We start from the raw sequence: 14,717 nt of genomic DNA, 5'->3' as shown, positions 1-14,717 counted from the left end.
CAGATAAAATAGCCCAGATGAATTGGCACTCATTCTACGTCAATTTTTGCCCAGCATTCAGGTTAAACGCGATAACGACGCGAATATTTTTTACGCCCTACGTCTATCGGTTCCGGCGACGCGAAAAAGTCGCCCTGCCCACCGAGGATCCCGCGATCTTTCAGCGTCTGCCATTCGTTGCGCGTCCGCACGCTGGCGGCAAAAACCTGAGTGCTGGTGCCTTCACAGGCGCCCGTCAGGCTCTGAACGAACAGCTGATTTTCATCACGCCGGTCAATACTCCGCACCAACCCAGGATGGAGCTTAACCAGCTCCACCGGTAAGGACTTGATATAGGAGGTACTCACCACGGTTAACCCCGCCTGGGACACCACCAGACGACAGCCCAATCCTGAGAGTAATCTCAGCACCGGACGTAAACGGTCGATATGTTGACACACGTCTGCCTCTGCAAGTTCAATCAGAATTCGCCGACGATGACTTTTTTCACACTGAAGCAGGCTATCCCGCAGCCAGCGCTGGAAAGAACGCTGCAATAAAGAGTCTACGCACAGCGTAAATGCCAGCGTTTCTTCAGGCCACAGTGCTAATAAAGGAAGGATGCGACTCAGATGCTGACGATCGTAGCTTTCCGCCAACCCCAACTGCTGTACCAGTGGCATATATTCAGATGGCAGCAGTTCCTGGGTCCCGTCATAAATCCGGCTCATGATCTCACGGTGATGGACTTCTCCGTCTACCGTCACCGCCGGTTTCTGGTACAACCGCGGGCCACCCCGCGCCAGCACCTGCTCCAACAGGGTGCGCCATTTGACGCTGCCACGCCCTTTTTCCGGCACCTGGCTGTCGTAAACATACCAGCCATTTTCCCCCTGCAGCGTGGCATGGCGCGTGGCCTGTTCTGCGTAATCAATCACCTGCTCGGTGGTTTGCCCGCTGCGGTACGCCACGATACCAATATGCAAAAATGCTTCGCGATCAATAAGCGCGGTTGAAGGCAGAGCATCAATCGCGTGAACCAACTGTGAGGCGATACCGTCAGCCTCTTTCAACGTGCGGTGCGGTAACAGGACGGTGAAATCACTGTGGAAATAGCGCGCCAACAGCGCCGCCGGATAGCGCATCACGAAGGTCGACAACAGATTGACCAGTGAATACATCAGTTCCTGTACCGCACTGTTACCGTGGATTTCCCGCAGCGTGTCGAAGTCGGGTAATCGCACCATCATGACGATGCCGTGCGAACCTTCCTCTTCCAGTTGGGTAGTCAGTTGGTTATCAAAGAACAATCGGTTGTTCAGCCCGGTTTTGGCATCCTGCGCGGCAAAGGCGCGGATCAGCGTATCAACCCGGCTGCGCTCCTCGCGTGCTTCCGCCAGATCCGCCAACAGACGATCGAGCGCACCGCTGACGTTCGCCGGCCATTCACGTACGTCGCCCTGCATCACGCTCTCTCGTTCTCCATTAAGAATGCGGCGCGCGCGGCGCTCCAGCCTATCTTCCCCATCGGCCTGTTCTCGCAGCCAGCGCAGGCTGAACAGCAGGATCACCACCATGATGACGATCGACAGCGTGACGGCCGCGGTGGATTGCAAAGAACGTACGTCGCTGGCGAAAGGGTCAATATAGGTAATACGTAGTGCAGCGCCGGGATGCTGCATCAGCGGCCGTGAAACTTGCCGGTAGCCATTGAGTGACTCCCAGGGCTGTTTTAGCGTCGGCAGATTATAAGAGAGGAGATTGCTGTGGCTGGTATCCACGCTGACGGCCACGATCCCGAGCGGGCGCATCACCAGAGGGAGCCATTTTTCCTGCTCCTGTGGTGGTTCATGCAGCATCGCCTGATCGAGCGAAGTCATCAGCGAATCGAAGCGGCGATCCAGCCGTTCCTGAGTGACATAAAAAAAGCTGTATGAGCAGCCCATCAGCATCAAAAACATTGCCAGAGCCACCAGCAGGGTGATCAATGCAGAGAGTTTGGTGGTGAATCGCATCCCTGTGCCTTGTCCGTTATCGTTACGTGGATTTTCACCTTTGGTCGTATAAAGGCCCCGAATTCGCTCAAAAGAATCCAACACAATACCCTGATTTTTTAATGAGTCACTGGCTTTGCCCTGACGAGACTCGCAGGTCATTCATGCCGCTCAAGCTACCAAGCATCGCCAACGAAGAAAACCTTCAATCACCCTTTTTTGTCTTTTATCAGGACATACAATTCTTATATGCATATAGTCAATCAAAGACAAATTCAGAATACAGGCTAATGAGAGGAAGAGTGACATGCGTGCACTGTTATTGGAACAACAAGACGATCAAACTCTGGCTCAAGTCAAAGATATCAGCAGCGATCTGTTGCCCGACGGCGACGTCACGGTAGACGTCAACTGGTCCAGCCTCAATTATAAAGACGCGTTGGCGATCACCGGTAAAGGCAAAATCGTACGCAACTTCCCGATGGTGCCAGGCATCGACTTCGCCGGCACTGTGCGCCAGAGCCGCGACGATCGCTTTAAAGAAGGCCAGAGCGTGGTGCTTACCGGCTGGGGCGTGGGTGAAAACCATTGGGGCGGCCTGGCGGAACAGGCCCGGGTCTCCGGTGAATGGCTGGTGCCGCTGCCAAACGGATTGGATGAACGCAAGGCGATGATCCTCGGCACCGCCGGTTTTACCGCCATGCTGTGCGTGATGGCGCTGGAAGAAGGCGGCGTACACCCGGATGACGGCGACATTTTGGTTACCGGCTCCAGCGGTGGCGTGGGCAGCACGGCGATCGCTATTCTGGCTGCGCTGGGCTATCACGTGACGGCAATCAGCGGCCGCGAAAGCAATACCGATTATCTGAAAGCGCTCGGCGCCAAAGAAGTGCTGTCGCGCAGCGGTTATCTCGAAGCCCCGCGCCCGCTGGAAAAACAACTGTGGGCCGGTGCAGTCGACACCGTCGGCGACACTATGCTGGCGCGAGTGTTGGCGCAAATGAACTATAACGGTACCGTCGCTGCCTGTGGCCTGGCCGGCGGTTACCACCTGCCGACCACGGTGATGCCATTTATTCTGCGCAATGTACGCCTGCAGGGCGTGGACTCGGTGCACACCCCGCTGCATCGCCGTCAAACCGCCTGGGAACGCCTGGCCGGTATCCTGCCAGACAGCTTCTACCAGCAAGCCACCCAGGAAATCACGCTGGAACAGGCACCGGCCACCGCTGCCGCGCTGCTGGATAACAAAGTCACCGGCCGCACTTTGGTGAAAGTCCGCTAAGCCTGAACGCCCCCCAACAACGGGGGGCATGTCCCGTCTGCGAAATTTCATATTTTCCCGTTGTCTCTCGCATAAGGCCTGGTTTCACGCCATGCTTATTCCATATACGCGGAGAAAAACAGCATGAGCAAACAACCTAAATTAACTGAGGCCGATGTCACGCCAGAGAGCGTGTTTTATCAACGGCGAAAAGTGTTGCAGGCATTAGGCATCACCGCCGCGTCACTGGCCCTGCCGCTTAACGCACAGGCCGATTTGCTGTCATGGTTTAAAGGCCACGATCGGCCCAAGGCACCGCCAGGCAAACCGCTGGAATTCAGCAAGCCGGCCGCATGGCAGGCCCAACTGGCTTTGACGCCGGAAGATAAGGTCACCGGCTACAACAACTTCTACGAATTCGGTCTGGATAAGGCCGATCCGGCGGCCAATGCCGGCGGTTTGAAAACCGAAGGCTGGCAGGTGCGGATCGACGGCGAAGTCGCCAAACCGATCACGCTGGATATCGATGACTTAATCAAGCGCTTCCCGCTGGAACAGCGCATTTACCGCATGCGTTGCGTCGAAGCCTGGTCGATGGTGGTACCGTGGATTGGCTTTGAATTGGGTAAGCTGATCAAGCTGGCGGAGCCGAACAGCAACGCGCGCTACGTCGCCTTCCAGACGCTGTACGATCCAGAACAGATGCCGGGCCAGAAAGACCGTTTTATCGGCGGCGGGCTGAAGTATCCCTATGTCGAAGGGCTGCGTCTCGATGAGGCGATGAACCCGCTGGCGCTGCTGACCGTCGGCGTGTACGGCAAAACGCTGCCGCCGCAGAATGGTGCGCCGCTGCGCTTGATCACCCCATGGAAATACGGTTTTAAAGGCATCAAGTCGATCGTCCATATCACTCTGGTGCGCGATCAGCCGCCGACCACCTGGAATCAGTCTGCGCCTAATGAATACGGTTTCTATGCCAATGTGAACCCGCACGTCGATCATCCACGCTGGTCGCAGGCCACCGAGCGCTTTATCGGCTCCGGCGGCATTCTGGATGTTAAACGCCAGCCAACACTGCTGTTTAACGGCTATGCCGAACAGGTGGCCTCACTGTATCGCGGCCTGGATCTGCGGGAGAATTTCTAAGTGCGTTTGACTCCAACCCATATCAAATGGATCAAGGTCGCCATTTATCTGGCGGCATTTTTGCCTTTTCTCTGGCTGGTACTGTCGGTGGATCAGGGTTGGTTTAGCGCCGATCCGGCCAAGGATATTCAGCACTTTACCGGCAGAATGACGCTGAAGCTGTTGCTGGCAACCTTAATGATCGCCCCGCTGGCACGCTATACCCGCCAACCACTGCTGATTCGTTGCCGTCGCCTGGTGGGGCTCTGGTGTTTTGCCTGGGCCACGCTGCATCTGATAAGCTATTCGACGCTGGAATTGGGGCTGAGCAATATCGGCCTACTGGGGCGCGAACTGGTTACCCGCCCTTACCTGACGCTCGGCATTATCAGTTGGCTAATCCTGCTGGCGCTGGCCGCGACCTCGACGCTGTGGGCGATGCGCAAACTGGGTGCCAAATGGCAAACGCTGCATAATTTGGTGTATCTGGTGGCGATCCTGGCACCGATTCATTACCTGTGGTCGGTCAAAACCTTTTCGCCACAGCCCTTCATTTATGCCCTGCTGGCCGTCGTGCTGCTGGCACTGAGATACAAGAAATTCCGCAATTGGTGGCGTTAACAGGCGGAACTTTTCTGTGTTCTACCCCTCATAATGCGATAACAGCCTGGCCAGTTTGCGGGTTTAGGGTTGAATATCTTCGCTGATAAGACCAGTATTTAGCTGCGAATTGCTACGATATCGTTATAATGCCCGACCTTGTTCCTGTTCTCAGGGTGAATTTTCCCCTTAACAGGTGACAAATCGGTGACATCGGGTTATTTTCTACGATGATGGTTTTATTGCCGGAGATACCAGCACAATGGCGGATAAGTTTCACATTTTGCTTCTGAACGGCCCCAATCTGAATCTGCTGGGGACGCGTGAACCGGAGAAATACGGTAGCACGACGCTAACAGAGATTGTTAACGGATTGGAAAACCAGGCATCCGCACTGGATATTACCCTGAGCCATCTGCAGTCTAACGCCGAGCATGCGCTCATCGACCGCATACACCAGGCGCGCGGCAATACAGATTTTATTCTGATCAACCCTGCCGCGTTCACGCATACCAGCGTGGCGCTGCGCGATGCATTGCTGGCGGTGCAGATCCCGTTTATCGAGATCCACCTGTCCAACGTGCATGCCCGCGAGCCTTTCCGCCATCACTCCTACCTTTCCGATATTGCGGTGGGTGTGATTTGCGGCCTCGGCGCGGATGGCTACACATTTGCTTTACAGGCAGCGGTTAACCGTCTGTCGAAAACCCACTAATTGCTACGCAAAAAGAGTACGGAATCACACTCATGGATATTCGTAAAATCAAGAAACTGATCGAACTGGTTGAAGAATCAGGTATTTCTGAACTGGAAATCTCTGAAGGCGAAGAGTCGGTTCGCATCAGCCGTGCCGCTCCGGTACAGGCTTACCCAATGATGCCGCAGGCATACGCAATGCCGGCACAGCCGCAGCCAGCTCTGGCTACCGCCGTGGCTGCCGCGCCAGCTGAAGCCCCTGCAGCACCAGCGGCCATGAGTGGCCACATCGTCCGTTCTCCAATGGTCGGGACTTTCTACCGCACGCCAAGCCCGGATGCGAAATCCTTCATCGAAATTGGCCAGAAAGTGAATGCCGGCGACACGCTGTGCATCGTTGAAGCCATGAAAATGATGAACCAGATCGAAGCGGATAAATCCGGCGTGGTGAAAGCCATCCTGGTAGAGAACGGCCAACCGGTAGAATTTGACGAGCCACTGGTCGTCATCGAATAACGAGGCGAACATGCTTGATAAAATTGTTATCGCCAACCGTGGCGAGATCGCGCTTCGTATCCTGCGTGCTTGTAAAGAGCTGGGCATCAAAACCGTTGCCGTGCACTCCACAGCCGATCGCGATCTGAAACACGTACTGCTGGCTGACGAGACCGTGTGTATCGGTCCTGCGCCATCGGTAAAAAGCTATCTGAATATCCCGGCTATCATCTCTGCGGCGGAAATCACCGGCGCAGTGGCGATCCACCCGGGCTACGGCTTCTTGTCTGAGAATGCTGACTTCGCCGAGCAGATCGAACGCTCCGGCTTTATCTTCATTGGCCCGAAAGCCGAAACCATCCGCCTGATGGGCGACAAGGTTTCTGCCATCAACGCCATGAAGAAAGCTGGCGTGCCTTGCGTACCTGGTTCCGACGGCCCGCTGACCGACGACATGGATAAAAACCGTGCCTTCGCCAAGCGCATCGGCTACCCGGTGATCATCAAGGCATCTGGCGGCGGCGGCGGCCGTGGCATGCGCGTTGTGCGCAGCGACAAAGACCTCGAGCAATCCATTTCCATGACCAAAGCGGAAGCCAAAGCGGCTTTCAACAATGACATGGTTTACATGGAAAAATACCTGGAAAACCCACGCCATATCGAAATTCAGATTTTGGCCGACGGTCAGGGTAACGCCATCTATCTGGCCGAACGTGACTGCTCCATGCAGCGCCGCCACCAGAAAGTGGTTGAAGAGGCCCCAGCGCCAGGCATCACCAGCGAAATGCGCCGTTACATCGGCGAGCGCTGCTCGAAAGCCTGTGTTGAGATCGGTTACCGCGGCGCGGGGACTTTCGAGTTCCTGTACGAAAACGGCGAGTTCTATTTCATCGAAATGAACACCCGTATTCAGGTTGAACACCCAGTTACCGAAATGATCACCGGCGTGGATCTGATCAAAGAGCAGCTGCGTATCGCTGCCGGTCAACCGCTGTCGATCAAACAGGATGAAGTGAAGGTTCACGGCCACGCGGTGGAATGCCGTATCAACGCCGAAGACCCGAACACCTTCCTGCCAAGCCCAGGCAAGATCACCCGTTTCCATGCACCAGGCGGTTTCGGCGTGCGTTGGGAATCTCATATTTACGCCGGTTATACCGTACCGCCGTACTATGATTCCATGATCGGCAAACTGATCACTTACGGTGAAAACCGTGACGTGGCGATTGCCCGCATGAAGAACGCCCTGGCTGAACTGATCATCGATGGCATCAAAACCAACGTTGAACTGCAGCAGCGGATCATGAGCGACGAAAACTTCCAGCACGGTGGCACCAACATCCACTATCTGGAGAAGAAGCTCGGTCTGCAGGAAACCTAAGGCAGGCTATTCGCATCGCCTGACAGAAGGCCGGTTAATCACCGGCCTTTTTCTTTTGTAACGGCTTGGCAAAAGCCGGCCTTGCCGTAGAATTCCTTACCTTTGGCAAAACCATCACCGTAAACCTATGGGGAACACTGATGGAAACACGCTTTATTCAAGCCCACCGCGAAGCACGATGGGCGCTCGGTCTGACGCTGCTGTACCTGCTGGCCTGGTCGCTGGCGGCCTATCTGCCGGACAGTGAATCCGGTATTACCGGCCTGCCACACTGGTTTGAAATGGCCTGTTTGCTGGTCCCGCTGTTGTTTATCGGCCTGTGCTGGCTGATGGTGCGCGGCGTATTCCGTGATATTTCGCTGGAGGACGGCGATGCAAACTGAAGTCATTCTGCCACTGGTCGGCTATCTGGTGCTGGTGTTCGGGCTGTCGATTTACGCCTACAGCCGACGCCAGACTGGAAACTTCCTCAGTGAATACTTCCTCGGCAGCCGCTCGATGGGCGGTTTCGTGCTGGCCATGACGCTGACCGCCACTTATATCAGTGCCAGTTCGTTTATCGGGGGCCCCGGTGCCGCCTATAAATACGGCCTGGGTTGGGTGTTATTGGCGATGATCCAACTGCCGGCGGTGTGGTTGTCGCTCGGCGTACTGGGCAAGAAATTCGCTATTCTGGCGCGCCGCTACAACGCCATCACCCTGAACGACATGCTGTACGGCCGTTACCAAAGCCGTCTGTTGGTCTGGCTGGCGAGTCTTAGCCTGCTGGTGGCGTTCCTGGGGGCCATGACGGTGCAGTTTATCGGCGGCGCACGCCTGCTGGAAACCGCCGCCGGTATCCCTTACGACACCGGCCTGCTGATCTTTGGCATCAGCATTGCGCTGTATACCGCCTTTGGCGGCTTCCGTGCCAGCGTGCTGAACGACGCCATGCAGGGCCTGGTAATGTTGATCGGCACCGTGCTGTTACTGATTGCGGTGATCCACGCCGCCGGTGGCCTGCACAGCGCAGTGGACAAACTCCAGCAGATTGACCCAGCGCTGGTGTCACCACAGGGTGGCGAACAGATCCTCAGCCTGCCGTTTATGGCATCGTTTTGGATCCTGGTGTGCTTTGGCGTGATTGGCCTGCCGCATACGGCGGTGCGCTGCATCTCCTACAAAGACAGCAAGGCGGTACATCGCGGCATCATCCTCGGCACCATGGTGGTGGCGGTACTGATGTTCGGCATGCATTTGGCCGGCGCGCTGGGCCGTGCGGTACTGCCGGATCTGAAGATCCCCGATCAGGTGATCCCAACGCTGATGATCACCGTGCTGCCGCCGTATGCCGCCGGTATCTTCCTGGCTGCGCCGATGGCGGCAATCATGTCGACCATTAACGCCCAACTACTGCAATCATCCGCCACTATTATTAAAGATCTCTACCTTGGCGTACGGCCGCAGCAAATGCAGAACGAACGCCTGATCAAACGCTTCTCCAGCCTGACCACGCTGATCCTTGGCTTGCTGGTGTTACTGGCGGCCTGGCGACCACCGGAAATGATCATCTGGCTGAATCTGCTGGCGTTTGGCGGCCTGGAAGCGGTGTTCCTGTGGCCACTGGTGCTGGGCCTGTACTGGGAACGCGCCAACGCGCAGGGAGCACTTAGCTCAATGGTGACGGGTGCGGTATGCTATACGCTATTGGCCAGCTTCAAGCTGCAGTTGGCGGGGTTGCACCCTATCGTGCCTTCACTGCTGTTTGGCCTGTTGGCATTTTATATCGGTAACGTCGTCGGCGAAAAACGTCGGACGGCGTCATCATTACCCTCTTAAAAGAGAATTGCTATGCCTTGGATCCAACTCAAACTGAACACCACCGGCAGCCAGGCAGAAGACCTGAGCGACGCACTGGTTGAAAGCGGCGCGGTCTCGGTGACCTTTCAGGACACCCACGACAATCCGGTGTTCGAACCGCTGCCAGGCGAAACCCTGCTATGGGGCGATACCGATGTGATCGGCCTGTACGACGCCGAAACCGATATGGCTGAAGTAGTGGCCATGCTGGAACAGCATCCGCTGCTGGGCGCCGGTTTCCGCCACAAGATCGAACAGCTGGAAGACAAAGACTGGGAACGTGAGTGGATGGATAACTTCCACCCGATGCGCTTCGGCGAGCGTCTGTGGATCTGCCCAAGCTGGCGTGACGTGCCCGACCCAACCGCAGTCAACGTGATGCTCGACCCGGGCCTGGCGTTTGGTACCGGCACCCACCCGACGACAGCGCTGTGTCTGCAGTGGCTGGACGGCCTCGATCTGGCCGGTAAAACCATTATCGACTTCGGCTGCGGTTCCGGCATCCTGGCAATTGCCGCACTGAAGCTCGGTGCAGCACGCGCTATCGGCATCGATATCGATCCTCAGGCCATTCAGGCCAGCCGCGACAACGCGCAGCGTAACGGCGTTTCAGAACGTCTGGAGCTGTATCTGCCAAAAGACCAGCCTGACGATCTGCTGGCCGACGTGGTGGTCGCCAACATCCTGGCCGGCCCATTGCGTGAGCTGGCACCGCTGATCGGTTGCCTGCCGAAGTCCGGCGGCTATCTGGGCCTGTCCGGCGTGCTGGCGACCCAGGCCGCGAGCGTGGCGCAAGCCTATGAAGATAAATTCACGCTCGATCCGGTCGCAGAACGCGAAGAATGGTGCCGTATTACCGGCCAACGTAACTAATTCCATTTTTGCTTTGATAAAAACCACCGATAACTTAACAGGTTACGGTGGTTTTTTTGATTTGGAGTTATTGCGAAGCGCTCATGCCATCATCAAGTAAGGCTATCGGGATAACTTCACCGTCGGTCTGATGGTCGATGGTGAACAAAGCCGTTGCTAACCGAAAACCTCACCACGCAATTTCAGCGTAATTGTGCCTATTCTCAACGGAATACCCTGATAAATGCCCTGAAATACTGCCTATATCCAGCTGAATCGATACTCATTACAGATAAAATTCTGTTGTATGGGGAATATTTTATTGCACGCAAATTAACCATATTTCGTCAACTCATTGTTAAATATATATAATATTTTTATAGATCCTGACGAGGTGCATTTTTATTGCCAAATAGCGCCTGATTGGTCAAAGTTTGGCCTTTCATCTGAACGCAAAAATGCGTAATATACGCGCCCTTGCGGACACAGTATGGTTACTCTTTGTCTATGCGCATTGGACACCACCAGCTTACAAATTGCTTGATTGCGGCCCCGATGGCCGGCATTACAGATCGCCCATTTAGAGCCCTATGTCATGCAATGGGTGCTGGGATGGCTGTATCCGAAATGCTCTCCTCCAATCCGGAGGTGTGGCGGACGGATAAGTCGCGTCTGCGTATGGTCCATAGTGATGAACCAGGGATCCGTTCCGTGCAGATTGCCGGATGTGATCCAGATGATATGGCCGCCGCAGCGCGTATTAACGTGGCCAGTGGCGCACAAATCATCGACATCAATATGGGTTGCCCGGCCAAGAAAGTGAACCGGAAGCTTGCAGGGTCTGCATTGTTGCAGTACCCGGATCTGGTTAAACAGATCCTCCACGCGGTAGTTAACGCTGTGGATGTGCCGGTAACACTTAAGATTCGCACCGGCTGGGAACCAGAACACCGTAACTGTGTAGAGATTGCCCAACTGGCCGAAGACTGTGGTATACAGGCCCTGACGATTCATGGCCGAACCCGTGCCTGCCTGTTCAACGGCAACGCGGAGTACGACAGCATTCGGGCAGTTAAGCAGAGTGTTTCCATTCCGATTATCGCGAATGGCGACATTACTGACCCGCATAAAGCCAGAGCAGTGCTCGACTACACTGGGGCTGATGCCCTGATGATAGGCCGTGCTGCTCAGGGGAGACCCTGGATCTTCCGGGAAATCCAGCATTATCTGGACACTGGGGAACTGCTGCCCCCTCCGCCGCTTGGCGAGGTTAAGCGTTTGTTGATAGGGCATATTCGGGAATTGCACGGCTTTTACGGCCAAGGCAAGGGATTCCGGATTGCTCGTAAGCACGTATCCTGGTATCTCCAGGAGCACGCCCCGAATGACCAGTTTCGGCGCACATTCAACGCCATAGAGGATGCCAGCGAACAGCTGGAGGCGTTGGAGGCATATTTCGAAAATCTTGCGTAACAAAAAAGAGCTGACAGAACTATGTTCGAACAACGCGTAAATTCTGACGTACTGACCGTTTCTACCGTGAACTCACAGGACCAAGTGACTCAAAAGCCTTTGCGTGACTCGGTGAAACAAGCACTGAAGAACTATTTTGCTCAACTGAATGGTCAAGACGTTAACGATCTGTATGAGCTGGTATTGGCTGAAGTTGAACAGCCACTGTTGGACATGGTGATGCAATACACCCGTGGCAACCAGACCCGTGCCGCCCTGATGATGGGCATCAACCGTGGTACGCTGCGTAAGAAATTGAAAAAATACGGCATGAACTGATACTAGTCAGTTTGCATGTTGAAAAGGCGCAACCTCGCAAGAGGCGGCGCCTTTTTCTTATCGGGCCTTCAGCCAAATTTATGTCGATGCGAATGAGAATATTCGCATGCCGCTCCTCCTTATCAGGCCGTATTGTGTGTTACAATCTACACTCCTGGAGCCGCCTTCGCGGGCCTACAGCCCTCCCTCCGAAGCCTGATAGCAGCGCGAACCGCCCTTCGAGTGTAAAGATTTAGTCAATTATGGAATCTGGCTAAACGATAGTGATGTCTGGGTGTCTGAGTGGTCGTATCGCAATTGAGGGGATCCTTGTGCGTTACAGGTTGCAGCCTCTATTAATGCATAAATGAGTTCATATGAAGCGTCCGCAAAAATTCAAAATGGCCCTGCTGCATCCGCGCTACTGGCTTACCTGGTTCGGCCTGGCCTTTCTGTTCTTACTGGTTCAACTCCCCTACCCGGTGCTGCACAAACTCGGTATGTGGATGGGCCGCACCTCGATGCGATTCCTGAAGCGCCGGGTTTCCATTACTCGCCGTAATCTGGAACTGTGCTTCCCGGACATGGACGTAGCGCAGCGCGAACGCAAAGTGATAGGTAACTTCGAATCCCTCGGCATGGGCCTGCTGGAAACCGGCATGGCCTGGTTCTGGTCAGATAAACGCGTCAAACGCTGGTTCAACGTTTCTGGTATCAATAATCTGAAAGCAGCCCAGCAAAATCAACGCGGCGTGCTGGTGATTGGCGTGCACTTTATGTCGCTGGAGTTGGGTGGCCGTGCCATGGGCCTGTGTCAGCCAATGATGGCGATGTACCGCCCGCATAACAATAAAGCGATGGAATGGGCGCAAACCAAAGGCCGTATGCGTTCCAACAAGGCCATGCTCGATCGCAAAGACCTGCGCGGCATGGTTCAGGCTCTTAAACGCGGTGAAGCCGTGTGGTTCGCTCCGGACCAAGACTACGGCCCACGTGGCAGCGTGTTTGCTCCGCTGTTCGCCGTCGATCAGGCCGCTACCACCAGCGGGACCTATATGCTGGCACGCCTGGCCAAGCCGGCACTGGTGCCGGTGGTGCTGATCCGTCGCGAGAAAGGACGTGGTTATGATCTGCTGATCCAACCGGCACTGGAAAATTACCCGATCAGCGACGAGATCGCTGCCGCGGCTTACATGAATAAAGTGGTAGAGAAAGAGATTATGCGCGCGCCAGAGCAATACATGTGGCTGCATCGTCGCTTCAAAACCCGGCCGGCCGGCGCCCCGTCGCTGTACTGAGCCAACCCCCAAACCGAGCCCGGCCAACGCCGGGCTTTTTTGTGCGCCGCATTTAGAAAACTACAGATTGGCGTTCGGCTTTACTGTAATCTCCTTTTTTACCCGCACAGGAAAAGGAAACGATGAAAGCTCAAGTTCGCATTGCTCTGGTCGGTGACTACAAACCCGAGGCCGTTTCTCACCAGGCCATCCCTATTGCTCTCCAGCTTACCGCCGCACACCTTAACGTCGATATCCAATCCCACTGGCTGCCCACAGAAACCATTACCACTCCCTCAGTGCTGCAAAGCTATGATGCGATCTGGGTGGTACCCGGCAGCCCGTATAATCATGATGACGGTGCCTTTATGGCGATCCGCCATGCCCGTGAGCAGAATGTCCCCTTCCTCGGTTCCTGCGGTGGCTTCCAGTATGCGATTGTGGAATACGCCCGTAACGTCATGGGCTGGCATGATGCCGGACATGCTGAAACCGACAGCGGTGGCCGGTTGGTGATTGCTCCGCTGAGTTGTTCGCTGGTCGAAAAAAGCGGTGCCATTCTTTTCCAGCCGAATACGCTGGCCGCCCGAGCCTACGGCAAGCTGGAAACGCATGAAGGCTACCACTGTAACTTCGGCGTTAACCCGGAGTTTGTCGCCGATCTACAGCAGCATCCGATGATTATCAGCGGGCATGACAGCGAAGGTGACGTGCGGTCTGTCGAACTGCCGGGGCACCGTTTTTACGCTGCCACGCTGTTCCAGTCCGAACGTGCGGCATTACGTAACGAGCTTTCCCCGTTGGTGGTGGAACTGATCAAGACCGCTGCAACGGCCTGACAAAGCGGATAATGAGGGCCATGTCGATATGGCCCTACCATTATTGATCACACTTTAAAAATGGCCGTAAATTCAATTATTATAAATGCACAGCATTCACCCTAATTTAATTTAAACATCACGCTCCCGTCACAATAAATACATCCAAACCAGATAAACAAACTCAAAAATTAAATAAGTGGATAAAAATCTTATTTATTACAAAATAATATATCATTAAGGATATTTTATATTTGCGCTATCTTTCCGAACGCTGATGGTTTTCGACAGACTGGAAATAAAACAATTGGAGTGAAATGCTGCGGCAAGTGTTGAGATAAAAGCCAATCCCACCATCTCTATGTGCAAGCTTGTTATTGCACGCGAAAAAACCATAAACAATAAATAAAAACAACAAATTAAAATCAAGTTACCCCCTTGAAATGGCTCTTCATAGAAGGAATCCATGTGCTATACCAATCCACCACCCCCTATTTTCAGATCATAATTAACGACTCATCAAAAAAAACATTCAAACCAAAACATTCAAAAACAAACTAATAAAATAAAAATAATTTCACGCGATCATTAAAAATAGTTAATGTGAAATTGGGCTAATTCACCATC

The 14,717-nt window shown here is 54.4% G+C and carries 14 protein-coding genes; 13 read left to right on the top strand and 1 reads right to left on the bottom strand.

All coding sequences use genetic code 11. From position 1 onward, the window contains the following. Nucleotides 1-62 precede the first annotated feature (62 nt). Nucleotides 63-1,994, bottom strand: coding sequence for an RNase E specificity factor CsrD (gene csrD, locus OC597_RS09635; protein ID WP_261257875.1), 1,932 nt, complete (start codon nt 1,992-1,994; stop codon nt 63-65). A 286-nt stretch (nt 1,995-2,280) separates the two neighbouring features. Between csrD and acuI the strand changes: the two genes are divergently transcribed. The 13 genes from acuI to OC597_RS09570 all read left to right on the top strand — a co-directional run bounded on the left by acuI (nt 2,281) and on the right by OC597_RS09570 (nt 14,111). Further along, nucleotides 2,281-3,258 (top strand): acrylyl-CoA reductase (NADPH), encoded by a 978-nt coding sequence (gene acuI, locus OC597_RS09630; RefSeq protein WP_261257877.1) that lies wholly within the window; start codon nt 2,281-2,283, stop codon nt 3,256-3,258. 123 nt (nt 3,259-3,381) lie between these two features. Next, complete coding sequence (gene msrP, locus OC597_RS09625) at nt 3,382-4,383, top strand: protein-methionine-sulfoxide reductase catalytic subunit MsrP (RefSeq protein ID WP_261257879.1); 1,002 nt, start codon at nt 3,382-3,384, stop codon at nt 4,381-4,383. Further along, entirely contained in the window at nt 4,384-4,983 is a 600-nt protein-coding gene (msrQ, locus tag OC597_RS09620) for a protein-methionine-sulfoxide reductase heme-binding subunit MsrQ (protein WP_099065506.1), read from the top strand. It begins immediately after the preceding gene. A gap of 241 nt (nt 4,984-5,224) precedes the next feature. Next, on the top strand, nt 5,225-5,677 hold the full coding sequence (aroQ, locus tag OC597_RS09615) for a type II 3-dehydroquinate dehydratase (protein ID WP_020832079.1): 453 nt from the start codon (nt 5,225-5,227) through the stop codon (nt 5,675-5,677). A gap of 32 nt (nt 5,678-5,709) precedes the next feature. Continuing rightward, nucleotides 5,710-6,174: an acetyl-CoA carboxylase biotin carboxyl carrier protein gene (accB, locus tag OC597_RS09610; RefSeq protein WP_261285391.1), complete on the top strand. Its 465-nt coding sequence runs from the start codon at nt 5,710-5,712 to the stop codon at nt 6,172-6,174. Between the two features lie 10 nt (nt 6,175-6,184). Beyond that, nucleotides 6,185-7,534, top strand: coding sequence for an acetyl-CoA carboxylase biotin carboxylase subunit (gene accC / locus OC597_RS09605; protein ID WP_012147113.1), 1,350 nt, complete (start codon nt 6,185-6,187; stop codon nt 7,532-7,534). A gap of 140 nt (nt 7,535-7,674) precedes the next feature. Beyond that, nucleotides 7,675-7,917, top strand: a complete 243-nt coding sequence (locus OC597_RS09600) for a YhdT family protein (protein WP_112347145.1) — start codon at nt 7,675-7,677, stop codon at nt 7,915-7,917. Beyond that, nucleotides 7,907-9,352, top strand: coding sequence for a sodium/pantothenate symporter (gene panF, locus OC597_RS09595; RefSeq protein WP_261257889.1), 1,446 nt, complete (start codon nt 7,907-7,909; stop codon nt 9,350-9,352). Before OC597_RS09600 ends, panF begins: the two co-directional genes overlap by 11 nt. A gap of 12 nt (nt 9,353-9,364) precedes the next feature. Next, nucleotides 9,365-10,246, top strand: a complete 882-nt coding sequence (gene prmA, locus OC597_RS09590) for a 50S ribosomal protein L11 methyltransferase (protein ID WP_261257891.1) — start codon at nt 9,365-9,367, stop codon at nt 10,244-10,246. 486 nt (nt 10,247-10,732) lie between these two features. Then, nucleotides 10,733-11,698: a tRNA dihydrouridine synthase DusB gene (dusB, locus tag OC597_RS09585; protein ID WP_037410551.1), complete on the top strand. Its 966-nt coding sequence runs from the start codon at nt 10,733-10,735 to the stop codon at nt 11,696-11,698. A gap of 21 nt (nt 11,699-11,719) precedes the next feature. Then, a complete protein-coding gene (fis, locus tag OC597_RS09580; RefSeq protein ID WP_000462905.1) occupies nt 11,720-12,016 on the top strand; it encodes a DNA-binding transcriptional regulator Fis in 297 nt (98 codons plus the stop codon). A gap of 356 nt (nt 12,017-12,372) precedes the next feature. After that, nucleotides 12,373-13,293 (top strand): kdo(2)-lipid IV(A) palmitoleoyltransferase, encoded by a 921-nt coding sequence (lpxP, locus tag OC597_RS09575; RefSeq protein ID WP_207977303.1) that lies wholly within the window; start codon nt 12,373-12,375, stop codon nt 13,291-13,293. A 122-nt stretch (nt 13,294-13,415) separates the two neighbouring features. Then, nucleotides 13,416-14,111: a CTP synthase C-terminal region-related (seleno)protein gene (locus OC597_RS09570; protein ID WP_262208510.1), complete on the top strand. Its 696-nt coding sequence runs from the start codon at nt 13,416-13,418 to the stop codon at nt 14,109-14,111. Nucleotides 14,112-14,717 lie beyond the last annotated feature (606 nt).

Origin of the sequence: Serratia proteamaculans (assembly GCF_946227095.1) — a bacterium.
Lineage (GTDB): Bacteria > Pseudomonadota > Gammaproteobacteria > Enterobacterales > Enterobacteriaceae > Serratia > Serratia proteamaculans_E.
This window is presented reverse-complemented; position numbering and strand designations above follow the sequence as displayed.

What these genes read in the sequence shown, in the direction of transcription:
- csrD (WP_261257875.1), bottom strand. Translation starts at nt 1,994, where the DNA reads ATGCGATTCACCACCAAACTCTCTGCATTGATCACCCTGCTGGTGGCT.
- acuI (WP_261257877.1), top strand. Translation starts at nt 2,281, where the DNA reads ATGCGTGCACTGTTATTGGAACAACAAGACGATCAAACTCTGGCTCAA.
- msrP (WP_261257879.1), top strand. Translation starts at nt 3,382, where the DNA reads ATGAGCAAACAACCTAAATTAACTGAGGCCGATGTCACGCCAGAGAGC.
- aroQ (WP_020832079.1), top strand. Translation starts at nt 5,225, where the DNA reads ATGGCGGATAAGTTTCACATTTTGCTTCTGAACGGCCCCAATCTGAAT.
- accB (WP_261285391.1), top strand. Translation starts at nt 5,710, where the DNA reads ATGGATATTCGTAAAATCAAGAAACTGATCGAACTGGTTGAAGAATCA.
- accC (WP_012147113.1), top strand. Translation starts at nt 6,185, where the DNA reads ATGCTTGATAAAATTGTTATCGCCAACCGTGGCGAGATCGCGCTTCGT.
- OC597_RS09600 (WP_112347145.1), top strand. Translation starts at nt 7,675, where the DNA reads ATGGAAACACGCTTTATTCAAGCCCACCGCGAAGCACGATGGGCGCTC.
- panF (WP_261257889.1), top strand. Translation starts at nt 7,907, where the DNA reads ATGCAAACTGAAGTCATTCTGCCACTGGTCGGCTATCTGGTGCTGGTG.
- prmA (WP_261257891.1), top strand. Translation starts at nt 9,365, where the DNA reads ATGCCTTGGATCCAACTCAAACTGAACACCACCGGCAGCCAGGCAGAA.
- dusB (WP_037410551.1), top strand. Translation starts at nt 10,733, where the DNA reads ATGCGCATTGGACACCACCAGCTTACAAATTGCTTGATTGCGGCCCCG.
- fis (WP_000462905.1), top strand. Translation starts at nt 11,720, where the DNA reads ATGTTCGAACAACGCGTAAATTCTGACGTACTGACCGTTTCTACCGTG.
- lpxP (WP_207977303.1), top strand. Translation starts at nt 12,373, where the DNA reads ATGAAGCGTCCGCAAAAATTCAAAATGGCCCTGCTGCATCCGCGCTAC.
- OC597_RS09570 (WP_262208510.1), top strand. Translation starts at nt 13,416, where the DNA reads ATGAAAGCTCAAGTTCGCATTGCTCTGGTCGGTGACTACAAACCCGAG.